The sequence below is a fragment of the Hydrogenophaga palleronii NBRC 102513 genome, from assembly GCF_001571225.1.
GTDB classification, from domain to species: domain Bacteria; phylum Pseudomonadota; class Gammaproteobacteria; order Burkholderiales; family Burkholderiaceae_C; genus Hydrogenophaga; species Hydrogenophaga palleronii.
On record NZ_BCTJ01000015.1, the window covers coordinates 1 to 23,569 of the forward strand.

Consider the following 23,569-nt stretch of genomic DNA (forward strand, 5'->3'; position numbering starts at 1 on the left):
AGGGGGAACGACACCTGGGGCCGGCGGAGCCGGACCCTCGGTGTCCCTGGATTGGGCGTGTCTGTGTTCGCAGGGTGTCTTTTTCTCTCGTTGAGGTTTTATGGACTTTTCTATTGCCAGCATTCTTGCGCTGGACGGCTTGACCAACGGCGCGGTGTACGCGCTCCTGGGTCTGGCCATCGTCCTGGTGTTCACCGTCACCCGGATCATCTTCATTCCCCAGGGTGAATTCGTCGCGTATGGCGCGCTCACCCTGGCCATCTTCCAGACCGGCAAGGTGCCCGGCACCGTGTGGCTGCTGTTGCTGCTCGCCGGCGTGGCCGCGCTCATGGATCTGTTCGAGCGCTGGCAGCACCACCGCAATGCGCTGATCGCCATCAAGGCGGCGGGCCGCACGCTGATCCTGCCGGTGGCCATCTCGGTCGTCGCCATCTGGGCCGCGCCGCAGCAGTTCCCGCTGTGGGTGCAGGCCGTGCTCAGCGTCGCCGTGGTCACGGTGTACGGCCCGCTGGTGTACCGCGTGGCCTACCAGTCGCTGGAAAGCTCCACGCCGCTGGTGCTGTTGATCGTCTCGGTCGGTGTGCACTTCGCCATGACCGGCCTGGGCCTGCTGTTCTTCGGCGCCGAGGGTTTCCGCAACCCGGCGTTCTGGGACACGCGCTTCAACATCGGCCCGGTCATGCTGTCGGGCCAGGCGATCATCACCTTCGCCGCCACGGTGGCGCTCATCGTCATGCTCTGGCTCTACTTCGAGCGCTCGCTGCGTGGCAAGGCGCTGCGCGCCATCGCGGTCAACCGCACCGGCGCGCGTCTGATGGGCATCTCCTCGCAGGCCTCGGGCCAGCTGACCATGACCATGGCCGCCTTCATCGGCGCGCTCTCGGGCCTGCTGATCGGCCCGACCACCACGGTGTTCTACGACTCGGGTTTCCTGATCGGCCTCAAGGGCTTCGTGGCCGCCGTGGCCGCCGGTCTCGCCAGTTACCCCGGTGCGCTGGCGGCCGCCCTCGGCGTCGGCGTGATCGAAGCCTTCGGCTCGTTCTGGGCCAGCTCCTTCAAGGAAGTGATCGTCTTCACCCTGGTCCTCCCCGTCCTGCTGTTCCGCTCGCTGCGCAGCAAACACTCCGACGAGGACCACTGAATGAAGCCCGTCCCGAAGCGCCTTCGGCAATTCTCCACGCGAGGCCACACCGGCGGCCTGGCCCAGCCAGTGCCGCGGTGTTCCGGAATGGCGTTGTCTCACACGCTGCATTCGGTGCTCAGCCAGACAGATACATCCCATGCTTAAAAAACAAAACCTCGGCCTGCTGATCCTGGCCCTTGCGATCCCCTTGCTCGCGGCGGCGCCGCTGCCCGACTTCTGGATCACCCAGCTCAACTACATCGGCATCTACAGCATGACGGTGCTCGGCCTGGTGCTGCTCACCGGCGTGGGGGGCCTCACCTCCTTCGGCCAGGCGGCCTTCGTCGGCATCGGCGCCTACACCACCGCCTGGCTCACGCTCAACACCGGCATGTCGCCCTGGATCACGCTGTTCATCGGCATGGCGCTGACCGCCGGCAGCGCGCTCATCATCGGCCTGATCACGCTGCGCATGTCGGGCCACTACCTGCCGCTGGCCACCATCGCCTGGGGCCTGTCGCTCTACTACACCATGGGCAACCTCGAAGGCCTGGGCAAGTACGACGGCCTGCTCGGCATCAAGAGCCTGTCCATCGGTGACTTCGACATCGGCCAGGGCCGCTCGTTCTTCGTGCTCACCTGGTTCATCCTGCTGGCCTTCGTTGCCGCGCTGCTGCACCTGCTCGACTCGCGCGCCGGCCGTGCCATGCGCTCGCTCAAGAACGGTTCGCAGATGGCCGAGGCGATGGGCATCAACACCTTCCGCTACAAGGTCACCATGTTCGTGCTGGCGGCGCTGTTCGCCTCCGTCGCAGGCTGGCTGCTGGCGCACTTCCAGCGCACGGTGAACCCCTCGGCCTTCGGCCTGAAGATGGGCATCGAGTACCTGTTCATGGCGGTGATCGGTGGCGTCGGCCACGTCTGGGGCGCCATTGTCGGCGCCGGCCTGATCCGCGTGCTGGAAGACCAGCTGCAAGTGCTGCTGCCCAAGCTGATCGGCACCAGCGGCAGCTACGAGGTGATCGTCTTCGGCATTGCGCTGGTGGTGGTGCTCAAGTACCTGCCCGATGGCCTTTGGTCCGTGGTTGGCAAACGCAAGGCACCCACGCCGCGCACGATGGACTGGCAGAACGCCGCCGCCCTGCCCGAGCGCGCCAAGCCCGCCACCGGCGAGCTGGTGCTCGACGTGAGGAAGGCGCGCATGCAGTTCGGTGGCCTGGTGGCGGTGAACGACATCAGCTTCCAGATCCACGCCGGCCAGATCGTCGGCCTGATCGGCCCCAACGGCGCCGGCAAGTCCACCACCTTCAACCTGATCACCGGCGTGCTGCCGGCCACCGCCGGCGAAGTGCAGTTCCAGGGCGGCAACGTCATCGGCAAGCCTTCGCGTGCCATCGCACAGCTGGGCATGGCCCGCACCTTCCAGCACGTGAAGATGATCCCCGACATGACGGTGCTGGAGAACGTGGCGCTGGGCGCGCACACGCGTGGCAGCAAGGGCGTGTTGCCCGCCATGCTGCGCACCAACCGCGCCGAAGAACGCCAGCTGTTCCGTGAAGCGCAGCGCCAGCTGGAGCGCATCGGCATGGGCGAGTACCTGCACGAACAGGCAGGCAACCTGGCCATGGGCCCGCAGCGCCTGATGGAGATCGCGCGCGCCCTTTGCGCCGACCCGACGCTGCTGCTGCTCGACGAGCCCGCCGCCGGCCTGCGCCACAAGGAAAAGCAGGCCCTGGCCGGCGTGCTGCGCCAGCTCAAGGCCGAAGGCATGAGCATCCTGCTGGTGGAGCACGACATGGATCTGGTGATGCAGATCTGCGACCACCTGGTGGTGATGGAATTCGGCACCCTGCTCACGCAAGGCCCGCCGGAACAGGTGCAGCAAGACCCGAAGGTGCGCGCTGCCTACCTCGGAACGGAACACTGAGGCCATGCACACCCCCTGCGTCGCCTTCGGCGCCTTCTCCCTAGCGGGGGACAGCGCCTGCGGCCCGGCCAAGCCGGTTCCGCGGCACTTCTGGAACAGATCTTTTCACTCGTCGCATCTCGCGATGACCGTCGGAACTTCGATATGAGCAACCCCATTCTTCAGGTCAAAGGCCTGCGCGCCGGTTACGGCCGCGCCGAGGTGCTGCACGGCATCGACCTCCAGGCCCAGCCCGGCGGCGTGATCACCGTCATCGGCCCCAACGGCGCCGGCAAGTCCACCCTGCTCAACACCCTCATGGGCATCCTGCCCGGCCAGGGCACGATCGAGTTCCGTGGCCAGGACATCTCCACCCTCACGCTGGAAGAACGCGTGATGAACGGCATGGCCCTGGTGCCCGAAAAGCGCGAGCTGTTCGGCACCATGGCGGTGGAAGACAACCTGCTGCTCGGCGGTTTCCGCCAGATGCGGCTGGGCAACGCCAAATGGCGCAGCCGCATCGACGACGTCTACAGCATCTTCCCGCGCCTGCAGGAACGCCGCGAACAGCTCGCGGGCACGCTCTCGGGCGGCGAGCGCCAGATGCTGGCCGTGGGCCGCGCGCTCATGTCGGCCCCCGACCTGCTCATGCTCGACGAACCCAGCCTGGGCCTGGCACCGCTGATCGTGAAGGAGATCTTCTCCATCATCGAACGCCTGCGCCAGACCGGCGTGACCATCGTGCTGGTGGAGCAGAACGCGCGCGCCGCGTTGCAGGTGGCCGACCATGGCTACGTGCTGGAAATGGGCGAGCTCAGCGCCCAGGGCCCGGCCAGCGAACTCGCCAGCGATCCACGCGTGATCGAGACCTACCTGGGCACCGCCCGCAAAACCAGCACCGCATGAACGCGTACCAACCCCATGCGGCCGAACATACCTTCGTGCTGTTCGATGTCCTGCGCGCGCACGAACAACTGGCCGAACTGCCGGCGATGGCCGAACACGCGGACACCGCCCTGCTCACGCAAGTGATCGAAGAAGCCGGCAAGTTCGTCGGCGAGGTGGTCGCACCGCTGAACCGCGAGGGCGACGAAGTCGGTGCGCAATGGCGCAACGGGGCCGTCACCATGCCGCCGGGTTTCCGCGATGCCTACCAGGCCTTCTGGCAAGCCGGCTGGCCCTCGCTGGCCAGTGCCACCGAAGACGGCGGCCAGGGCCTGCCCTGCGTGCTGGAAGCGGTGCTGCACGAGATGCTCAACGCCGCCAACCACGGCTGGACCATGGCACCGGGCCTGCTGCACGGTGCCTACGAATGCATTCGCCACCACGGTTCGGACGCACTCAAGGCGCGTTACCTCGACAAGCTCGCCAGCGGCGAATGGCTGGCCACCATGTGCCTGACCGAACCGCACGCCGGCAGCGACCTGGGCCTGGCGAGCACCCGCGCCCTGCCCCTGCCCGACGGGCACTACGCACTCAGCGGCACCAAGATCTTCATCTCGGGCGGTGACCACGACCTCAGCGACAACATCGTGCACCTGGTGCTGGCGCGCCTGCCCGACGCACCGCCCGGCCCCAAGGGCCTGTCGCTGTTCGTCGTGCCCAAGTTCGAAGCCGATGGCAGCCGCAGCGCGGTGCACTGCGAACGCATCGAAGAAAAGATGGGCCTGCACGGCAGCCCGACCTGCGTGATGCGCTTCGACGCAGCCCGCGCCGCGATCATCGGCGAGCCCGGCAAGGGCCTCAACGCCATGTTCGTGATGATGAACTCGGCACGCCTGCTGGTGGGCCTGCAGGGCGTGGGCCTGCTCGACGCCGCCTGGCAGAAGGCCAGCGCCTACGCGCAGGAGCGCCGCCAGATGCGCGCCCCCGGCACCAGCAGCAAGGTGGGCGAGGCGGACCTGATCGCCCTGCACCCGGCGATGCAGCGCATCCTCGGCACCCAGCGCGCCTGGATCGACGCCGGGCGCGTGATCGCCTACCGCACCGCGCTCGAACTCGACATCCAGAAACACCACCCCGATGCGGCACGGCGCGACGCCGCGGCGCGCTGGTGCAGCCTGGTCACGCCGGTGCTCAAGTCGGCCTGGACCGAACAGGCCTTCAGCGGCGCCAGCGCCTGCCTGCAGGTGTTCGGCGGCCACGGTTATGTGCGCGAATGGGGCATCGAGCAACACGTGCGCGACGCGCGCGTGTCGATGATCTACGAGGGCACGAACGAAATCCAGGCCATCGACCTGCTGGTGCGCAAGACCCTGCCCGACGGCGCAGCCTCCCTGCGCGCGCTGCTGGCCGAGCTGGCCGAGGACAGCGCCGACCCACGCGCCCGCGCGGCCCTGGAGCGCTTCGAGCACTTCGTGCGGCACGCCGTGGTGGCCGCGACTACCCCCCAGGGCACTGCATCGGTTGATCGCCCATACTGGCTCGCCGACGATTTCCTGCGCGCGCTGGCGCTGCTGCTCATGGCCTGGGCGTGGTCGCGCATCGCGGCCGCAGAGAGCGGTGGCAAGCCGTCGGCCGGGGCCGCCTTCTGGCGCTGGGTCTGGCCGGAATTCGAGATGCGCATGACACTCATGGACAACACACTGGCTGAGGCCTGAACAGCCCGTCTACCCCACACGACCATGGCCGACAACTCCACCGCCAACACCCTGCGCCGCACCGGGCCGCCGCGCAAGACCATCAGCGCATCGCGGGCGGCGGCCAGCGCCGATACGGCGGGTACGGTGGGTACGATCGACACCGCCTACCTGCAAACCCTGCTGGGCTACAACGCGCGCCGCGCTGCGCTGACGGTGATCTCGGTCTTCCTGCGCCGCATGGAGCCCTACGACCTGCGCCCGGTCGACTTCTCGGTGCTGTCGGTGGTGGCACACAACCCAGGCGTGACCTCGCGCCAGATCTGCAACACGCTCGACATCCTGCCGCCCAACCTGGTGGGCATGATCAAGAGTCTGCAGAAGCGCGGCCTGATCGCGCGCCTGCCGCACCCCACCGACCGGCGCGCCCAGGGCCTGCACCTCACCGAGCCCGGCCTGCAGCTCTACACCGAGGCCCAGGCCACCGCGACCGGACTGGAGCAAGCCGTGACCGACCGCATCACGCCCGCCGAACTGCAGACGCTGAACGAATTGCTGCGAAAGGTATACGCCAGGTAGTACCTGGCGACCTCTGCGGACAATCCGGGTAAATCCTAGGCATTGTCTTTACGCCACAGTGTGGTGTCGTTCACAGCTACTAAAGCGCTAGCGTCGTCTTTCCGGCCATTTCCTGCCTATAGTGGAGCCACCCGCCACGAACGGGTCGCACAAGGAGATTGCGCTATGAGTGCCAAGGACAAAATTGCCGTGATGAAGCTGTTCGATCTGCTCGAATCGCGTTATGCCATGCGCATCATCTGGGCCTTGAGCGATGGACACCCACAAACCTTCCGCCTGCTGCAGGACAGCGTGGGTGGCGTCACGCCCAACACCCTGAACACCCGCATCAAGCAATTGCGCGCGGCCCACCTGGTGGACCATGCCGGTCACGGCTACCGCCTCACCACCCAGGGCAGCGAGCTGGCGCGCCGGCTGACCGAGGTGCAGGCCTTCGCCGGCAAGTGGTCGCAGCAGCAGGCCCGCCTGGCCGCGGCCGCCACGCCACCGTCCGGCAACGGCGCACCGTAACGGCTGGCGCCATCCCGCTCCATCGGACTGCGGCCCCTCGGCGGCCCGTCAACGGCCGCCCGCACGCCGCGACTTAGAATCCTGCCCCAGGCACACCGAGAGGCCGCGCAGCACGACGTCTGCGCCGACCGGACCGGGCACCCGCGGGACCATGGCGCCAAGCATTTCCCCGGCGCTGCCTGCAAAAAGGGGCCTATTTGCCCCTTCGGCTGGCGAAAAGGCCGCCACACCCCTTGAATCCGGCCGGACTGGCCTCAACTCACGCGCACGGCCTGCCGGGCCATTGAATTCACGTCTTTGACTATTTACACATGAGCCAGACACCACACAACGCCCCCGCCGCCCAGCCCCAACAGGATGTTCCCGTGAGCCCCGAAGAGGCGCTTGCTGCCGAAGCCGCCAACGAGGCCGATGCCCTGTCCGCCCTCACCCAGGAGCTGGCCACGCTCAAGGCCCAGAACGTTGACCTCGCCGATCAGTTCCTGCGCGCCAAGGCCGAAGCCGAAAACGCCCGCCGCCGCGCCGAGGAAGAAGTGAGCAAGGCCCGCAAGTTCGCGGTGGAGAGTTTTGCCGAAAGCCTGCTGGCCGTGGCCGACAGCCTGGAGGCCGGCCTGGCCGTCCAGGAAGCCACGAGCGCCCAATTGCGCGAAGGCTCGGAGGCCACGCTCAAGCAGCTCAAGAGCGCGCTGGAGCGCCACAAGGTGCTGGAGATCAACCCCATCGGTGCCGCAAAGTTCGACCCCCACCAGCACCAGGCGATCAGCATGGTGCCGGCCGACCAGGAAGCCAACACCGTGGTGACGGTGCTGCAGAAGGGTTACCTCATCGCCGACCGCATCCTGCGCCCGGCCCTGGTGACGGTGGCTGCACCCAAATGAGCACCCTGCGGTCTTGAAATACCCACCGCTTATCCACACCTTCCCCACATCGTTTTTCACAATTTCATTTTTCGCATCGGAGCAACAACATGGGACGAATCATCGGCATTGACCTGGGCACCACCAACTCGTGCGTGTCCATCATGGAAGGCAACAACACCAAGGTGATCGAGAACGCCGAGGGTGCACGCACCACCCCGTCGATCGTCGCCTACCAGGAAGACGGCGAGGTGCTGGTCGGCGCGTCCGCCAAGCGCCAGGCCGTGACCAACCCGCGTAACACCCTCTACGCGATCAAGCGCCTGATCGGCCGCAAGTTCGCCGAGAAGGAAGTGCAGAAGGACATCAACCTGATGCCCTACTCCATCGTGGCCGCCGACAACGGCGACGCCTGGGTGGAAGTGCGCGGCAAGCAGATCTCGGCCCAGCAGGTCAGCGCCGACATCCTGCGCAAGATGAAGAAGACCGCCGAGGACTACCTGGGTGAGCCGGTCACCGAAGCCGTGATCACCGTGCCCGCGTACTTCAACGACGCCCAGCGCCAGGCCACCAAGGACGCCGGCCGCATCGCCGGCCTGGATGTCAAGCGCATCATCAACGAGCCCACCGCCGCCGCCCTGGCCTTCGGCCTGGACAAGCAGGAAAAGGGCGACCGCAAGATCGCCGTGTACGACCTGGGTGGCGGCACGTTCGACGTGTCCATCATCGAAATCGCCGACGTCGATGGCGAGAAGCAGTTTGAAGTGCTGTCCACCAACGGCGACACCTTCCTGGGTGGTGAAGACTTCGACCAGCGCATCATCGACTACATCATTGGCGAGTTCAAAAAGGAACAAGGCGTTGACCTGTCGAAGGACGTGCTCGCACTGCAACGCCTGAAGGAAGCCGCCGAGAAGGCCAAGATCGAGCTCTCCAGCTCGGCCGCGACCGACCTCAACCTGCCCTACATCACCGCCGATGCGTCGGGCCCGAAGCACCTGAACATCAAGCTCACGCGCGCCAAGCTCGAAGCCCTGGTGGAAGAGCTGGTCGAGCGCACCATTGCGCCCTGCCGCACCGCCCTGAAGGACGCCGGCCTGAGCGCGTCGGACATCCACGACGTGATCCTGGTCGGCGGCATGACGCGCATGCCCAAGGTGCAGGAAAAGGTGAAGGAATTCTTCGGCAAGGAACCACGCAAGGACGTGAACCCCGACGAAGCCGTGGCCGTGGGCGCCGCCATCCAGGGCCAGGTGCTCTCGGGTGACCGCAAGGACGTGCTGCTGCTGGACGTGACCCCGCTGAGCCTGGGCATCGAGACCATGGGCGGAGTCATGACCAAGATGATCCAGAAGAACACCACGATCCCGACCAAGTTCGCACAGACCTTCTCGACCGCAGAAGACAACCAGCCGGCCGTGACCATCAAAGTGTTCCAGGGCGAACGCGAGATCGCCTCGGGCAACAAGCTGCTGGGTGAGTTCAACCTCGAAGGCATCCCCGCTTCGCCGCGCGGCATGCCGCAGATCGAGGTGTCGTTCGACATCGACGCCAACGGCATCCTGCACGTGGGCGCCAAGGACAAGGGCACCGGCAAGGAAAACAAGATCACCATCAAGGCCAACTCGGGTCTGTCGGAAGACGAGATCCAGCAAATGGTGAAGGACGCCGAGCTCAACGCCGCCGACGACAAGAAGAAGGTCGAGCTGGTGCAGGCCCGCAACCAGGCCGAAGCCATGGTGCACAGCGTGAAGAAGTCGCTGGGCGAACACGGCGACAAGCTCGACGCGGCCGAGAAGGAAGCCATCGAGACCGCCTTGAAGGACGTGGAAGAAGCCGCCCTGGGTGAAGACAAGGAAGCGATCGAAGCCAAGACCGAAGCCCTGATGGCCGCCAGCCAGAAGCTGGGCGAGAAGGTCTACGCCGCGTCGCAGGCCGAAGCCGCTGCCGCCGGCGGTGCTGCCGAAGGCGCCGACGCGCAGGCCGGCAACAGCAAGGCGAACGACGACGACGTGGTCGATGCCGAAGTCAAGGAAGTCAAGAAGGACTGATCGGGGCCCGCGTCCCACCCTCATTCGCCGCGTCCGGGCAACCAGACGCGGCGTTTGTGCTTGAAACAAAACGCAGAAGACCATGGCTAAACGCGATTTTTACGAAGTGCTGGGCGTGCCCAAGAACGCCGGAGACGACGAGATCAAGAAGGCGTACCGCAAGCTGGCGATGAAGCACCACCCCGACCGCAACCAGGGTGATGCGGCCAAGGCGGCCGAAGAGAAGTTCAAGGAGGCCAAAGAGGCCTACGAAATGCTGTCGGACCCGCAGAAGAAAGCGGCCTACGACCAGTACGGCCACGCCGGCGTCGATCCGAACATGCGTGGCGGCCCCGGCGGTGCCGAAGGCTTTGGTGGTTTCTCCGAATCGTTCGGCGACATCTTTGGCGACATCTTCGGTGGCGCGCGCGGTGGCCAGCGCGGCGGCCGCCAGGTCTACCGCGGCGCCGACCTCTCCTATGCGATGGAGATCACGCTCGAAGAAGCCGCTGCCGGCAAGGAAACGCAGATCCGCATCCCGTCCTGGGACGACTGCGAGACCTGCAAGGGCACGGGCGCCAAACCCGGCACCAGCGTGAAGACCTGCAGCACCTGCCACGGCCAGGGTTCGGTGCAGATGCGCCAGGGCTTCTTCAGCGTGCAGCAGACCTGCCCGACCTGCCACGGCCAGGGCAAGATCATTCCCGAGCCCTGCACCGTGTGCCATGGCCAGGGCAAGATCAAGAAGCAGAAGACGCTGGAGATCAAGATCCCGGCCGGCATCGACGACGGCCAGCGCATCCGCAGCACCGGCAACGGCGAACCCGGGCAGAACGGCGGCCCGTCGGGCGACCTGTACATCGAGGTGCGGCTGCGCAAGCACGACATCTTCGAGCGCGAGGGCGACGACCTGCACTGCCAGGTGCCGGTGAGCATGACGGTGGCCTCCCTGGGTGGCGAGATCGACGTGCCCACGCTGGCCGGCAAGGCCACCATCGACCTGCCCGAAGGCACACAGAGCGGCAAGACCTTCCGCCTGCGCGGCAAGGGCGTCAAGGGCGTGCGCAGCAGCTACCCCGGCGACCTGTACTGCCACGTGGCGGTGGAAACGCCGATCAAGCTCACCGAGCACCAGCGCAAGCTGCTCAAGGAGCTGGACGAGTCGTTCCGCAAGGGTGGTCACAAGCACAGCCCGAACGACAAGGGCTGGTTCGAGAAGGCCAAGTCTTTCTTCAGCTGAAGCCGGTTGAACACGCCAGGCATGGCGCACAAAAAAAGCGACGCTGCGGCGTCGCTTTTTTCATGGGCGCCAGTACCAGAACAAGGCCACCTCGTGCACCGGTGGGTTCAGGCCCTGGTACAGCGCGGCGTCAAAGCCGCACAGCTGGAAGCCGCAGGCTTCGTAGAGGCGGCAGGCGGCCACGTTGTTGTGCTGAGTTTCCAGCATCACGCCGGGGCGCCGCCGGGCTTGTGACCAGGCGATGGCGTGCTGCACCAGCGCGCTTCCCACGCCCTGGCGCCGGTGGTCGTGGGCCACGAGCAGTTCGTTGATGCAGGCATAACCGTTCCAGGCGTGCGAGAGCCGGATTTCACCCGCCGGACGTTCGTGCACATGGGCCACAAAAACCTGGCTGCCGGGCGCGTGCCGGTCATCCATGGCGTAGGTCTTTTCGTAGGGCCGCACGGCCCTGGGCCGGTGCGTGATGCCCCCGTTCACAAGCGCCAGCTCCAGCTCGCTCTCGACCCGCAAACGCCGGTCGGCAGCGCTCCAGCGCGGCGCGGCATCACCGGCCTTGTGTTCGCGGATCTGGATCACGGCATCGTCGGCCAACGCTTCAGCCCTTGAACTCCACATCCACCCGCTTCGCCGCCGGCAGCTGTTCGTCCAGCGACTGCCGGTAGCGGATGCAGCCGAGCATGAACTGCGGCCAGGCCGGCACCTCCAGCACGGCCGCCGTGCGTTCGGGCAGCAGGGCCCACAGGTCCGGGTGGTGCCAGCACAGCGCATGGCCGCTGGCATCGCGGTGGGTGCGAATCGCGTCGCGCAGCCGGCGCACCTCGGCAACGAGCTGCTCGCGCGAAAGGCCTTCCAGTTCGTCGTCCATGGCGTGCCCTTTGGATGTGCTCAGACGCGCAGCAGGCCGCGAAAACCGCGCGCCGCGTAGTAGGACTGCGCACCGTTGTGATAGATGAACACGCGGTCGTAGCGCCGGTCGCCGAACAAGGCGCCGCCCAGGGAGCGCAGCTCGGGCGGTGTGGCGATCCAGCTAGACGTTTTGGTGTCGAAGCTGCCGAGCCGCTGCAGGGCCCGGTACTGCGCTTCGTCGAGCATCTCGATGCCCATCTCGGCGGCCATGGCGCCCGCGCTGTCGGCCGGCCTGTGCGCCTTGCGCGAGGCCAGGGCCTCGGCGTCGTAGCAGGTGCTGCGGCGCCCGCTCGGGCTTTCCGCCGAACAGTCGCAGAACAGGATCTGCCGGGTCTGCGGGTCCCGGCCGATCACGTCGGGTTCACCACCGCTGGCTTCCATCGCAAGCAGGGATGTCCACACCGCCGGGCCGGCGCCTTCGAGCCGCTCCAGCACATCGGCCCAGGCCAGGCCTTCGTGGCGGCGCGGGTGTTTGTCGAAACGCTTCTGCAGCTTGTTCTGCAGGTCTTCACGATCGCTTGTTTTCATGCTGGGTACCGTGGTGGTGCGGTGCGGGATCGGTGGGTTCTGCACTATCCCTCCACCCGTCACCGTGTGTTGAGTTTGTACGCGGGTTCTTGCAGAACTCACACCTGTTTTCGTTTGCCGCCGCGCCGGTGTGCATGCTGTTACCCGATGCTGCGCCCCGGCGCGACCGCCGCGCGCGACCCTCGCTAAGATGCACCGCATGACCGCACGCCACCCTGCCCTGCTCCTGTCCGCCGCGCTGCTCGCCGCACCGGCCTGGGCCCAAGCCCCCGCCGACGAATTCGCCACCTGCCTCAACACCTTGCGTGCCCCGGCGCGCGCCGTGGGGGTGAGCGACGCCAGCTTCACGCAATACACCCAGGGCCTGGTGCCCGACATGAGCGTGATCGACAAGCTCAACTACCAGCCCGAGTTCCGCACCGCGATCTGGGACTACCTCGCCGGCCTGGTGGACGACCAGCGCGTCGCCGAAGGCAAGGCCATGCTGGCCTTGCACGCGGACGTGCTCGCGCGCGTCAACGAACGCTACGGCGTCGACCCCGCCACGGTGGTCGCGGTGTGGGGCGTGGAGAGCAACTTCGGCCAGACCTTCGGCAAGTCGCCGCTGGTGCAGTCGCTCGGCACGCTGTCCTGCTTCGGGCGCCGGCAGGCGTATTTCCGCACCGAGTTCTACGCCACGCTGCGCATCCTGCAGGCCGGCCACATCACGGCCGACCGGCTGGTGGGCTCCTGGGCCGGCGCCTTCGGCCACACGCAGTTCATGCCCAGCACCTTCGAGCGGCTGGCGGTGGACTTCGACGGCGATGGCCGGGCCGACCTGATGGACAGCACACCCGACGCGCTGGCCTCCACCGCCAACTTTCTCGCCAAGGCCGGTTGGCAGAACGGCCAGCCGTGGGGCTTTGAGGTGAAGCTGCCATCGGGCTTCAACACCAGCGGCGAAGGCCGCCGCACCAAACGCACCATGGCCGACTGGGCTGAGCGCGGCCTGCGCCTGGTTGACAGCTCACCCCTGCCCGGCAGCGGCAACGGCAGCGCCGGCCTGCTCACCCCCGCCGGCCCACAAGGCCCGGCCTTCCTGGTGCTGCGCAACTTCGACGCCATCTACAGCTACAACGCGGCCGAGAGCTACGGCCTGGCCATCGCGCACCTGGCCGACCGCCTGCGTGGTGGTGGCCGCTTCGTCACCCCCTGGCCCACCGACGACCCCGGCTTGTCGCGCGCCGAACGCCGCGAGGTGCAGACCCTGCTGATCGCGCGCGGCCACGACATCGGCGAGGTGGACGGCATGCTGGGCGACAAGAGCCGCGTGGCGATCCGCGCCGAGCAGGAACGCCTGGGCCAGGAAGTGAATGGGCGCGCCGGCCAGAAGCTGCTGAAGACCCTGCGCGGCAGCTGAAGCGCGGCCTCAGCCGCCGTTGCGTTCCAGGTTGCGCGCCAGGCGCTTGCCGGCCTCGCGCATGCGCTCTTTCAGCACGGCTGGCTGCAGCACGTCAAAGTCCACGTCCATGGCCATCAGCCAATAGACCAGGGAGTCCATCGAGTCACCCTGCCCCACGCCGCAACGCATGAGGCAGCGGTTGTCGTCAATGGCCTCTAGCGTGGCGGCCGAGGGCGGAATGATGCGCGCCATCACCGCCCGCGAGCGGTGCAGCACCACGCGCGCCTCGTCACCCTGGTGCACGCCCGCCAGCGTGCCCGACACATAGGCACGCAGGTCACCGTCCGGCGCGGCACGCGGCGCAAAGTGCGCCCCGGTGGCCGGCATGCCCTCCACCCGGTCGATGCGGAAGGTGCGCCAGGCATCACGCGCCGGGTCCCAGGCCACCAGGTACCAGCGGCTGCCGGTGTGCACCAGGCCCTGCGGCTCCACCAGGCGTTGTGTGCTGTTGCCGCGCATGTCGCGGTAGGCAAAGCCGGCCTGCAACTGGTCGCGGCAGGCCGCCGACAGCACGGCCAGCACACCCGCATCCACCGTCGGGCCGATGCGCTGCATGGGCAGGATGGCCGAGCGCAGCGCGTCGCTGCGGCGGCGCAGGCGCGAGGGCATCACCTGCTCCAGCTTCACCAGGGCGCGCAGGGAGCTCTCTTCCACCCCGCTGACGGTGCCGGCGGCAGCCACCTGCAGCGCGATGGCCACGGCCAGTGCTTCTTCATCGTCCAGCAGCAACGGCGGCAGCGCGGTGCCGGCGCGAAAGGCATAACCGCCCGCCACGCCGCTGCTGGCGTGGATGGGATACCCCAGCTGGCGCAGTCGGTCGATGTCGCGCCGCAGCGTGCGCGGGTGCACCGCCAGCCGCTCGGCCAGCTCGGCGCCAGCCCAGTGGCGGCGCGTCTGCAGCAGGGACAACACGCGCAGCAGGCGCGAGGACGAAGACAACATGGCGCCACTCTAGCGCTTATCGAGGGCCAAAACTGTCCGCAATGGGGGCGACAGTGCGGGCACGCGCTCGGCACGGTGTCGGGCCGGTTCTTCAACCCCATCCAGGAGCTCACCATGCCCCAAATCGTTTTCTACTGGCACCCCATGTCCAGCGCCACGCCGGTCGCCTGCGCCCTCGCCGAACTCGACGTGCCGCACGACCGTGTGAAGGTCGACATCACCACCGGCGAACAGCGCCGCCCGGCTTTTCTCGCCCTCAACCCCAACGGCAAGGTGCCCACGCTGACGGTGGACGGTGCGCCGATGTTCGAGGCCCTGGCCATCGAGGTCTGGCTGGGTGAGCAGTACGGTGTGGAGAAAGGCCTGTGGCCCGCCGCCGGCACGCCCGAGCGCCTGCAGGCGATGTCGTGGAGCGCCTGGTCTTACGTGACCTATGGCGCCCAGCTGGTGCGCCTGCAGACCGCGCGCGACATGGGCACACCAGACGATGCACATGGCACCGCCGCCCACAAAGCACTGAACGAACTGCTGGCCCTGCTCGACGCGCGCCTGGCGCAGCAGCCCTGGCTGTTGGGCGACACGTACTCGCTGGTGGACCTGATCGTGGGCTCGGTGATCGGCTACAGCGCCTACATCGGTGCGCCGGTGCAGCAGCACACGAGCGTGCTCAACTGGCTGGGGAAAGTGCAGGCGCGACCGGCGATGCAGATCGACGCCTGACAGCCAGGCTCGACGTCTCCGGCGCGAAGGACTTCATCCAGAGCACCCAAGGATCTGGCTCCGCCGGTCCAAGGGTGCGCCCCCTCTTGAGGGGGACGCGCGGAAGCGCGGCGGGGGTGTTTTACAGCTTCACCGCGGTGCCGCTGACGGCGACCATCATCATCCCGTTGGTCTCGCCCAGCACCTCGTAGTCAAAGTCGATGCCGATCACGCCGTTGGCGCCCATCTCGCGCGCCGACTCGATCAGGTCTTCCATGGCGGCATCACGCGCACCCGAAAGGGCGCGCTCGTAGCCGCCGGCGCGGCCACCGACCACGTCGCGCACCGACGAGAACAGGTCACGGAAGATGTTGGCGCCGATGATGGCCTCACCGTGCACGATACCCAGGTACTGGCTGCGCTGCACGCCCTCGGGCAGGGTCGTGCTGAGGAAAAAACCGTCCTTGCTTTTGGAGAACCAGCCCATGTGAATGCTCCCGCTGTCGCACCGCACGGCGGGTGCCAGGTCATGGTAGCGCAGGCCATGCGCATCGAGCCGCCCGAGCGAAGTACTCACCGTCCAGGGACACCGAGGGTCCGGCCAAGCCGGCCCAAGGTGTCGTCCCCCACCCGCCGAAGGCGAGAGAGGGGAAGCGGCGCAGCCGCGCAAGGGATGACCCCTTTCAATGCGCCCCGCCAGCATCCACCGCCGCACCCAGCGTCGGCCGGGTCAGCCAGATCACGCCCACCAGCACGAAGAACAACGCGGCCGAGAGGTAGAACAGATCGGTCACCGCCAGGGTGTAGGCCTGCTGGTTGATCAGGCGGTCGATGCTGGCCAACGCCTGCTCGCGGCTCATGCCGCTGGCCATGAACTGCTGCAGCGTGGCCATCGCGGTGTCGTTGCCGGTGTTGATGACTTCGGTCAGCTGCGCGTGGTGCAAGGCGGCACGGCTCTCCCACACGGTGGTGAACAGAGAGGTGCCGATTGCGCCGGCCGTGATGCGCACGAAGTTCGAGAGGCCGGCGGCCGACGGCGTCTGCTGCGGTGACAGGCCCGAGAACACGATGGCCTGCAGCGGGATGAAGAAGAACGCCATGGCCGCACCCTGCAACAGCGTCGGGATCAGGATGGTCATGAAGTCGGCCTGGGTGTTGAAGTGCGAGCGCATCCACAGCACCGCAGCAAACCCGACGAAGGCCACGGTGGCGAGCTTGCGGGGGTCGATGCGGCTCACGTTCTTGCCCACCCAGGGCGAGAGCACGATGGCCAGTATGCCCACCGGCGCGGTCGCCAGCCCGGCCCAGGTCGCCGTGTAGCCCATGTACTGCTGCAGCCAGAGCGGCAGCAGCACCACGTTGCCGAAGAACAGGCCGTAGGCAATGGACAGCGCCATGGTGCCGGCGACGAAGTTGCGGCGCGCGAACAGGCGGATCTCGACGATCGGGTGTTTGTCGGTCAGCTCCCAGGCGACGAAGAACATGAAGCTCACCACCGCCACCACGGCCAGCAGGATGATCTCGCCCGACTCGAACCAGTCCAGCTCCTTGCCCATGTCGATCATGATCTGCATGGCACCCACGAACAGCACCAGCAGCACCAGGCCGATGACGTCCAGCGGCACGCGGCGCGGGCCGGGGTCGCGGCTGCGGTAGATCGACCAGGTGAGCGCCGCCGCCAGCAGGCCGACCGGGATGTTGATGTAGAAGATCCAGGGCCAGGAAATGTTGTCGGTGATCCAGCCGCCCAGCAGCGGCCCGGCCACCGGCGCCACCAGCACCGTCATGGCCCACATGGCCATCGCGGTGCCCGCCTTGGCGCGCGGGTAACTGGCCAGCAGCAGGGTCTGCGACAGCGGAATCATCGGCCCGGCCACCAGGCCCTGCAGCACGCGGAAAGCGATCAACGTGGCGATGTTGGGCGCCAGGCCGCACAGCCACGAGGCCAGCACGAACAGCAGCACGCTGGCGGTGAACAGGCGCACCTGCCCGAAGCGCTGCGTGAGCCAGCCGGTGAGCGGCACCGAGATCGCGTTGGCGACCGCGAACGAGGTGATGACCCAGGTGCCCTGCGCCGGGCTCACGCCCATGTCGCCGGCAATGGCGGGAATCGACACGTTCGCGATCGAGGTGTCGAGCACGTTCATGAAGGTCGCCAGCGACAGGGCGACCGTGCCCATCACCAGCTGGGCGCCCTTTAGCGGTGCGAACACTGGCGGGCCGGCGGGCGCCGCGGGTGCGGGCGGCGGTGGTGGTGGTGTCGGCGCGCCGGGCAAAGCCCCGGATGCCGGAAGTGCGTGGCTGTCGGCCATGGTGTGCTTCAGTACCGGTGGGGGTTCAGCGGGCCAGCGCCACGGCGCCGTTCAGGCTGGCCGTGCCGCGAGCGCCGGCACCACTGCTGCTGCGTTGTGCGGCGGTGGTGGTGCCACTGTTCTGCGCAATGATCTGCTGCACGCGCTGGTTGGCTTCCTGGTTGTCCTGCGTGAACACCTCGGTCTGCTGTTCCTGCGACGCGGCACCGGCCTCGGCCAGCATGCGGCCGTCGGTCTTGCTCACGTCGGTGCGCGCTTCCATCGACAGGCCCAGGCGCAGCGGGTGGTCCACCAGGTCCTTGGGGTCCAGGCGCACGCGCACCGGCACGCGCTGCACCACCTTGATCCAGTTGCCGGTGGCGTTCTGCGCCGGCAGCAACGCAAAGGCCGCACCGGTGCCGGCGCCCAGCCCTTCCACACTGCCGTGGTAGACCACGTTCTTGCCGTAGACGTCGGCGGTCAGCTCCACCGGCTGGCCGATGCGCAGGTTCTTCAACTGGCTTTCCTTGAAGTTGGCCTCGACCCAGACCTGGTCCAGCGCGATCACCGACAGCAGCGGTGCTCCGGCCTGCAGGCGCTGGCCGAGCTGCACGTTGCGGCGCGCCACATAACCGGCCACCGGGGCCTGCAGTTCCATGCGCTGGAGCGCCACATAGGCCTCACGCACACGCGCCGAAGCGCGCAGCACGTTCGGGTGCTGGTCCACCGCCGTGCCTTCGGTCAAGGTCTGGCTGGAGGCCAGTTGCTCGCGCGCGGCCAGCACACCGGCGCGGGCGGCTTCGGCGCTGCTGCGCGCGGCGGCGAGTTGCGACGACGCGTGGTTGAACTCTTCCTGGCCAACCGCACCCGAGGCCACCAGCGGCTGGCGGCGGTCCACGTCGGCCTGCAGGCGTTGCAGCTCGCTCTGCGCGCGCGCCAGGTCGGCTTCGCGCAATGCGATCTGTGCGCCCTGCGTGCGGTTGTTGGCGTACAGGGTGCGCACTTCGCGCACGGTCTGTGCGAGCTGGGCTTCGGCCTGTTCAAGTGCGATCTTCGCGTCGGTCGGGTCCAGGCGCACCAGCCACTGGCCGGCCTTCACGTGGTCGTTGTCGTTGGCGTTGATGGCGACCACGGTGCCCGCCACTTGCGGCGTGATCTGCACCACGTTGCCAGCCACGTAGGCGTTGTCGGTGGTTTCAAAGTGGTTCAGCACCAGGGCCCAGTAGGCGCTGTAGGCCAGGCCGGCGGCGACCACCACCGCCGCGACGGTGGTAAGGGCCTTCTTGCGGGCGGGGTTGCCTTGGGGTTGGGCGGCGTTGTCGGTGGTGGCGTTCATGAGGGGCTCCGGTATCGGTGCGCGAGGCAGGAAAGAAAAATGGGAAAGGAAAGATGGGGCAGGTGTCGGCGTGTGGTCAGCGCGCGAGCGGTTCGTCGGCCGTGTAGCCGCCACCCAGGGCACGCACCAGCGCCACCTGGGTCGACAGTGCGCGCGCCTGCAGGTCCACCGTCTGGCGCCGCTGGTTGATCAGCGTGGTCTCGGCGCTGAGCACCGTGAGGTAGTTGCTCAGGCCGGCGCGGTAGCGCTGGGTGGCGATGTCGTAGGCCGCTTCGGCGGCGCTGCGCGACTGCGCCTGCTGCTCGCGCTGGCGTTCCAGCGACTGGCGCGCGTTGAGCTGGTCGGCGGTGTCGCGCACGGCCTCGAGCACGGCGCCGTTGTAGCTCTCCACCGCGGCGTCGAGGTCGGCGTTGCGGGTGCGCAGTTGTGCGCGCAGGCGGCCGGCGTCGAAGATCGGCAGGTGGATCGCAGGGCCGATGCCGTACTGCTGGCTGCCGGAGTTGATCAGTCGGTCCAGACCGATGCTGGACAGACCGATGAAGGCCGTCAGACTCACGTTGGGATAGAACTGCGCCTTGGCCACGCTCACGCCCTGGGTGGCCGCCTCGATGCGCCAGCGTGCGGCAGTGATGTCGGCACGGCGGCCCAGCAGGTCGGCCGGCAGCATCTCGGGGAGGGCCAGGGGCTTCAGGCTTTGCAGGTCTGGCCGCAACTGCGCGTAGTGCTTGGGAGGCTGGGCGGCCAGCGCGGCCAGTGCGTGGCGGGCGGCCACGATCTGTTCGTCCAGCTGTTCGATCTGCACCCGCGCATCGGGCAAGGCGCCCTCTCCCTGCTTGAGTTCCACGCGCGTGTCCAGGCCGGCATCAACGCGCTGGCGGATCAGGCCGAGCATCTGCTCGCGCTGCGTCAGCGCCAGTTGCGCCACCTCGCGCTGCGCCAGCAGGCGGCCGAGCTGCACATAGGTCTGTGCCACGTTGCTGGCGAGCACGTTGCGCGCGGCCTGCAGGTCGGCGGCGGCAGCTCGTTCGCTGCCCACCGCGGCTTCGATGGCCGAGCGGTGCAGGCCGAAGAAGTCGAACTCCCAGCTGCCGGCGAGTTGCGCGTTGGCCAGCGTGCGGGTCGAGCCACCGAGCGGTGGCGGGTAGATGTTGGTGGCGCTGAAGCGCTGGCGCGTCACGTCGGCGCTGCCGTTGATCTTCAGGCCGTCGGCCGCTTCTTCGCCCGAAGTGGCGGCCTCGGCGCGCCGCAGCCGGGCCTGCGCCACCTTGAGCGAGGGCTGCGATTGCAGAGCCTGTTCGATCACGGCGCTCAGTTGGGCATCACCCCAGCTGCGCCACCAGTCGCTGGCCACCAGCGGCTCGGCCGGCCTATTGCCCGTGGGCTGGGCCAGGCCGATGGCCTGGGGATCGAGAACGCTGGCCTGGGAGCCAATGCCGGCGCTGCTGGCGCAACCGGCCAGCAACACCACAACGGCAAGCGAGACGGCGGCACCGAGCCGACGGGCACTGGTGGCGGGCAAAGAAGGGCAAAGATGGTGCTTCATGGTGGGGACCATTGGTTCACTGGGAGGGGAAAACAGGTTCAGAAAAGGAAGCGGACGGAGCGGCTGTGTTCGCCTCAACCCGCCTCGCGCTGGGCGTCGCCATTGGCGACCATGCGGGTCAGCAGCGCGAGCAACTGCTGCCACTCGGCCTCAGAGAAACCCGCCAGGTGCCGATTCATCACATCGGCCAGCACCTCGGGCACATGTTCCATGGTGGCGCGGCCTTCGGTGGTGAGTTCCACCATCACCACGCGGCGGTCTTCGGTGGAGCGCATCCGTTTGCACAGGCCTTTTTTCTCCAGCCGGTCGAGCAGGCGCGTCATGGCACCGGCGTCGATCATCGACCAGCGCGCCAGCTCGGCCACGGTGGCGGTGCCGCGCATGCGCAGGTTCATCATCGGGTTCCACTGCGCCGAGGTCAGGTCGTGGTCGCACAGGCGTTTGTCGGCCTGGCAGACGAAGGACATCAGCACGCGCTTGAGCAGGAAGCCCACGCTTTCTTCGGGGGTGTAGTGGCCGCCTTCGTAAAAGCGTGCGGGAGCGTTGGGGTCTGGCATGCAGGGGCAACAGTTGGATGGCGAAGGCCTCCAATGTACATGCCTAGGCAACTACTGATATGACAAGTAATGTGACAAATGAAATATGCGCCGGCCGGATGCCCTCGACCGCACAACGCAACGCGCATGAAAAAAGCCCGCGATGCGGGCTTTTTTCATGGGCCTGGCCGGATGGGCCAGTGGGCGATCAGCCGCCCTTCTTCGAGCGCTTGCCCGGGTTTTTCTTGCTGCGCGTGGCGACGCCGCGCTCCAGGCTCACGCGCTGGCCACGACCCGGGGTGGTCAGGCTCACGCCGGCGACGGGCGTCGGACGGGGGGTGGCTTTGCGGTCGGCTTCAGTGACGATTTTGTTGCCCATGTCAGGTTCCTGAGAGAAATTGCAAAGGCGTTATTAGGCCATAGACCGCGAGACCTTCCGCCAAGGCCATCACGAGGGGCGCTCCCGGGCAGCGCAGGCCCGTGCCAATACCCCGCTGCGGTAGTAGGTTTTTCCAGACAAAGCACGGCGACAGCCCTAGCATTGATTCCGTAATGAATCAACGTTTCATATACAAAACATAAAACCCACCGCAGGCTCCCCATGAACGACGCACTTCACGGCTCCCGCGCAACCGCCACGGCCCCCGGCGGTCTGCATCCCGCGATCGAATTCATCGGCGTGGACAAGCGCTTTCCCGCCCGAGGCAAGAACCCCGAGGTGATCGCCGCGCGCAACGTGACCTTGTCGATCCAGCCCGGCGAGGTGGTCTCGCTGATCGGCCCCTCGGGTTGCGGCAAGAGCACCTTGCTCAACATGGGCTCGGGCCTGGCCAAGGCCTCGGCCGGCACGGTGAAGGTCAACGGCGAAGTGGTCACCGGCCCGAACAAGCACGTCGCCTTCATGCTGCAGAAAGACCTGCTCATGCCCTGGCGCACGATTGCCCAGAACGTGGAGTTCGGCCTGGAGTTGCGCGGCGTGAAGGCCGCCGACCGCGCCGCCATTTCCACCAGGCTGCTGGCGCAATGCCACCTCAAGGGCTTTGGCAACAGCTACCCGCACCAGCTCTCCGGCGGCATGCGCCAGCGCGCGGCGATGGCGCGCACGCTCGCGGTCGACCCGATCGTGCTGCTGATGGACGAGCCCTTCTCCGCGCTCGATGCGCAGACCAAGATGATCCTGCAGCAGGACCTGGCGCGCACCGTGGCCGAACACAAAAAGACCGTGCTCTTCATCACCCACGACCTGGCCGAGGCCGTCGCGCTGTCCGACCGCATCCTGGTGATGAGCGAGCGCCCGGGCACCATCGTGGAAGAAATCGTGGTCGACATTCCCGACCGCGCCAACCCGATGGCGCGCCGCAAGCACCCCGACGTGGGCGACTACGTGAGCCGCCTGATGGACCTGCTCAAGCTCGACGCGCAGACCGACGTGCACTGATCCCCCCCTCCCTCCCTCCCTCCCTCTCTTTCTTCCCTTTCATTTAGCCGACCCACTGGAGCTGCCATGAAGATGACCCGCACTTTCAACGGAACCCGCCGTGCCTGCCTGAGCCTGCTCGCCACCGCGGCGCTGGTCTCGCCGCTGGCCGCCCACGCACAGGTGCAGGAGATCACCTACCTGCTGCCCGCGCCCGCCACGCTGCCGGCCTTTGGCCCGTGGATGGTGGCGCAGGCCAAGGGCTACTACGAACAGGAAGGCCTCAAGGTCAACTTCGTCACCGCACGCGGTGGCGTGGACGTGGCCAAGCAGATCGGCGCGGGCAATGCCGTCATCGGCGGCGCCATCGGCGACACGCCCATCATCGCGCGCGCGCAGGGCATTCCGGTGAAGGCTGTGGCGGTGCTCGGCGCCGGCTCGCTCACCCAGCTCGTGAGCCACAAGGACGAGAAGATCGAAAGCCCGCGCGAGCTCAAGGGCAAGACGGTGACCGTGCTGGCCTACACCGACACCACCTACTACGCCCTGCTGGGCATGCTCAGCAAGGTCGGCCTGACCAAGAACGACGTGAACATCCAGGCCGCCGGCCCGGCAGGTGTGTGGCAGCAGTTCACCGCCAAGAAGGCCAGCGCGATGGCCGGTGTGCCCGACTGGACGGTGAGCGCCATGGACGCCGGCGCGCAGGTCGACATCATGCCCGCCGACCTCTACTTCAAGAGCATGGCCCAGGCCATCCTCGCGTCCGACGACACCATTGCCAAGAACCCGCAGCTGATCCAGAAGCTGGTGCGCGCCACGCTCAAGGGCATGAAGGACATCATGGCCGACCCCAAGGCCGCCACGGCGACCTACGTGGCGCATGTGCCGATGCACAAGGGCAAGGAAGCCAGCATCCAGACGGCCTTCGAGCTGTTCAACAAATACGTGTACGCGGCGCAGAAGGTGCCCGGCACGATGGACGAAACGCGCCTGAGCGAACTGCAGAAGTTCTACGTCACCAACGGCGTGGTGCCGAAGGAAACGCCGCTCAAGGAGCTCTACACGAACCAGTTCGTGACGGCCAAGTAAGCCGCGCCCTCTTCCCT

23 protein-coding genes are annotated in these 23,569 nt (G+C 67.3%); 13 read left to right on the forward strand and 10 right to left on the reverse strand.

Annotation, left to right across the window (positions count from 1 at the left end; all coding sequences use genetic code 11):
* The first annotated feature begins 100 nt into the window (after nucleotides 1-100).
* The 9 genes from HPA01S_RS12065 to dnaJ all read left to right on the forward strand — a co-directional run bounded on the left by HPA01S_RS12065 (nucleotide 101) and on the right by dnaJ (nucleotide 10,824).
* The gene (locus HPA01S_RS12065) at nucleotides 101-1,141 is read left to right on the forward strand and encodes a branched-chain amino acid ABC transporter permease (protein ID WP_066270254.1); all 1,041 of its coding nucleotides are present in this window, start codon (nucleotides 101-103) and stop codon (nucleotides 1,139-1,141) included.
* A gap of 139 nt (nucleotides 1,142-1,280) precedes the next feature.
* Nucleotides 1,281-3,050 carry a branched-chain amino acid ABC transporter ATP-binding protein/permease gene (locus HPA01S_RS12070; protein WP_066270256.1) on the forward strand — a complete coding sequence of 590 codons (1,770 nt, stop codon included), beginning with the start codon at nucleotides 1,281-1,283 and terminating at the stop codon, nucleotides 3,048-3,050.
* 144 nt (nucleotides 3,051-3,194) lie between these two features.
* On the forward strand, nucleotides 3,195-3,935 hold the full coding sequence (locus HPA01S_RS12075) for an ABC transporter ATP-binding protein (RefSeq protein WP_066270258.1): 741 nt from the start codon (nucleotides 3,195-3,197) through the stop codon (nucleotides 3,933-3,935).
* A complete protein-coding gene (locus HPA01S_RS12080) occupies nucleotides 3,932-5,629 on the forward strand; it encodes an acyl-CoA dehydrogenase family protein (RefSeq protein ID WP_066270262.1) in 1,698 nt (565 codons plus the stop codon). Before HPA01S_RS12075 ends, HPA01S_RS12080 begins: the two co-directional genes overlap by 4 nt.
* Nucleotides 5,630-5,653: 24 nt before the next feature.
* A complete protein-coding gene (locus tag HPA01S_RS12085; protein ID WP_084360649.1) occupies nucleotides 5,654-6,187 on the forward strand; it encodes a MarR family winged helix-turn-helix transcriptional regulator in 534 nt (177 codons plus the stop codon).
* Between the two features lie 165 nt (nucleotides 6,188-6,352).
* Nucleotides 6,353-6,697 carry a winged helix-turn-helix transcriptional regulator gene (locus tag HPA01S_RS12090; protein ID WP_066270263.1) on the forward strand — a complete coding sequence of 115 codons (345 nt, stop codon included), beginning with the start codon at nucleotides 6,353-6,355 and terminating at the stop codon, nucleotides 6,695-6,697.
* Between the two features lie 311 nt (nucleotides 6,698-7,008).
* Nucleotides 7,009-7,575: a nucleotide exchange factor GrpE gene (gene grpE, locus HPA01S_RS12095; RefSeq protein ID WP_066270265.1), complete on the forward strand. Its 567-nt coding sequence runs from the start codon at nucleotides 7,009-7,011 to the stop codon at nucleotides 7,573-7,575.
* 89 nt (nucleotides 7,576-7,664) lie between these two features.
* Nucleotides 7,665-9,605 carry a molecular chaperone DnaK gene (gene dnaK, locus HPA01S_RS12100; RefSeq protein WP_066270267.1) on the forward strand — a complete coding sequence of 647 codons (1,941 nt, stop codon included), beginning with the start codon at nucleotides 7,665-7,667 and terminating at the stop codon, nucleotides 9,603-9,605.
* Nucleotides 9,606-9,687: 82 nt separating this feature from the next.
* Nucleotides 9,688-10,824, forward strand: coding sequence for a molecular chaperone DnaJ (dnaJ, locus tag HPA01S_RS12105; RefSeq protein ID WP_066270269.1), 1,137 nt, complete (start codon nucleotides 9,688-9,690; stop codon nucleotides 10,822-10,824).
* A gap of 60 nt (nucleotides 10,825-10,884) precedes the next feature.
* Here dnaJ and HPA01S_RS12110 read toward each other — a convergent pair whose 3' ends face one another.
* The 3 genes from HPA01S_RS12110 to HPA01S_RS12120 are packed head-to-tail and all read right to left on the reverse strand — an operon-like array spanning nucleotide 10,885 to nucleotide 12,258.
* A complete protein-coding gene (locus HPA01S_RS12110) occupies nucleotides 10,885-11,415 on the reverse strand; it encodes a GNAT family N-acetyltransferase (protein ID WP_066270271.1) in 531 nt (176 codons plus the stop codon).
* A gap of 4 nt (nucleotides 11,416-11,419) precedes the next feature.
* The gene (locus tag HPA01S_RS12115) at nucleotides 11,420-11,689 is read right to left on the reverse strand and encodes a hypothetical protein (protein ID WP_066270273.1); all 270 of its coding nucleotides are present in this window, start codon (nucleotides 11,687-11,689) and stop codon (nucleotides 11,420-11,422) included.
* Between the two features lie 20 nt (nucleotides 11,690-11,709).
* Nucleotides 11,710-12,258, reverse strand: coding sequence for a DUF4256 domain-containing protein (locus HPA01S_RS12120; RefSeq protein WP_066270428.1), 549 nt, complete (start codon nucleotides 12,256-12,258; stop codon nucleotides 11,710-11,712).
* Between the two features lie 199 nt (nucleotides 12,259-12,457).
* Here HPA01S_RS12120 and HPA01S_RS12125 point away from each other — a divergent pair, with 199 nt between their 5' ends.
* A complete protein-coding gene (locus HPA01S_RS12125; protein WP_066270278.1) occupies nucleotides 12,458-13,657 on the forward strand; it encodes a lytic murein transglycosylase in 1,200 nt (399 codons plus the stop codon).
* A gap of 9 nt (nucleotides 13,658-13,666) precedes the next feature.
* On the opposite strand, the gene HPA01S_RS12130 is transcribed toward HPA01S_RS12125, so the two are convergent.
* Nucleotides 13,667-14,641, reverse strand: coding sequence for a helix-turn-helix transcriptional regulator (locus HPA01S_RS12130; protein WP_066270280.1), 975 nt, complete (start codon nucleotides 14,639-14,641; stop codon nucleotides 13,667-13,669).
* Nucleotides 14,642-14,755: 114 nt separating this feature from the next.
* Here HPA01S_RS12130 and HPA01S_RS12135 point away from each other — a divergent pair, with 114 nt between their 5' ends.
* Complete coding sequence (locus HPA01S_RS12135; RefSeq protein WP_066270432.1) at nucleotides 14,756-15,361, forward strand: glutathione S-transferase family protein; 606 nt, start codon at nucleotides 14,756-14,758, stop codon at nucleotides 15,359-15,361.
* 121 nt (nucleotides 15,362-15,482) lie between these two features.
* Here the strand turns inward: HPA01S_RS12135 and HPA01S_RS12140 are convergent, their stop codons facing one another.
* The 6 genes from HPA01S_RS12140 to HPA01S_RS23350 all read right to left on the reverse strand — a co-directional run bounded on the left by HPA01S_RS12140 (nucleotide 15,483) and on the right by HPA01S_RS23350 (nucleotide 21,425).
* Complete coding sequence (locus tag HPA01S_RS12140; RefSeq protein WP_066270282.1) at nucleotides 15,483-15,827, reverse strand: heavy metal-binding domain-containing protein; 345 nt, start codon at nucleotides 15,825-15,827, stop codon at nucleotides 15,483-15,485.
* Between the two features lie 196 nt (nucleotides 15,828-16,023).
* A complete protein-coding gene (locus tag HPA01S_RS12145) occupies nucleotides 16,024-17,652 on the reverse strand; it encodes a DHA2 family efflux MFS transporter permease subunit (RefSeq protein WP_084360652.1) in 1,629 nt (542 codons plus the stop codon).
* 25 nt (nucleotides 17,653-17,677) lie between these two features.
* Nucleotides 17,678-18,967: an HlyD family secretion protein gene (locus HPA01S_RS12150; protein ID WP_066270284.1), complete on the reverse strand. Its 1,290-nt coding sequence runs from the start codon at nucleotides 18,965-18,967 to the stop codon at nucleotides 17,678-17,680.
* A gap of 76 nt (nucleotides 18,968-19,043) precedes the next feature.
* Entirely contained in the window at nucleotides 19,044-20,510 is a 1,467-nt protein-coding gene (locus tag HPA01S_RS12155; RefSeq protein WP_066270437.1) for an efflux transporter outer membrane subunit, read from the reverse strand.
* A 74-nt stretch (nucleotides 20,511-20,584) separates the two neighbouring features.
* Entirely contained in the window at nucleotides 20,585-21,067 is a 483-nt protein-coding gene (locus tag HPA01S_RS12160) for a MarR family winged helix-turn-helix transcriptional regulator (RefSeq protein ID WP_066270288.1), read from the reverse strand.
* A gap of 187 nt (nucleotides 21,068-21,254) precedes the next feature.
* Nucleotides 21,255-21,425 carry a hypothetical protein gene (locus HPA01S_RS23350; protein ID WP_169801527.1) on the reverse strand — a complete coding sequence of 57 codons (171 nt, stop codon included), beginning with the start codon at nucleotides 21,423-21,425 and terminating at the stop codon, nucleotides 21,255-21,257.
* A 222-nt stretch (nucleotides 21,426-21,647) separates the two neighbouring features.
* Between HPA01S_RS23350 and HPA01S_RS12165 the strand changes: the two genes are divergently transcribed.
* Together HPA01S_RS12165 and HPA01S_RS12170 are read left to right on the forward strand one after the other, a co-directional pair.
* Nucleotides 21,648-22,484, forward strand: coding sequence for an ABC transporter ATP-binding protein (locus HPA01S_RS12165; RefSeq protein ID WP_066270289.1), 837 nt, complete (start codon nucleotides 21,648-21,650; stop codon nucleotides 22,482-22,484).
* 72 nt (nucleotides 22,485-22,556) lie between these two features.
* Complete coding sequence (locus tag HPA01S_RS12170) at nucleotides 22,557-23,552, forward strand: ABC transporter substrate-binding protein (protein ID WP_066270441.1); 996 nt, start codon at nucleotides 22,557-22,559, stop codon at nucleotides 23,550-23,552.
* Nucleotides 23,553-23,569 lie beyond the last annotated feature (17 nt).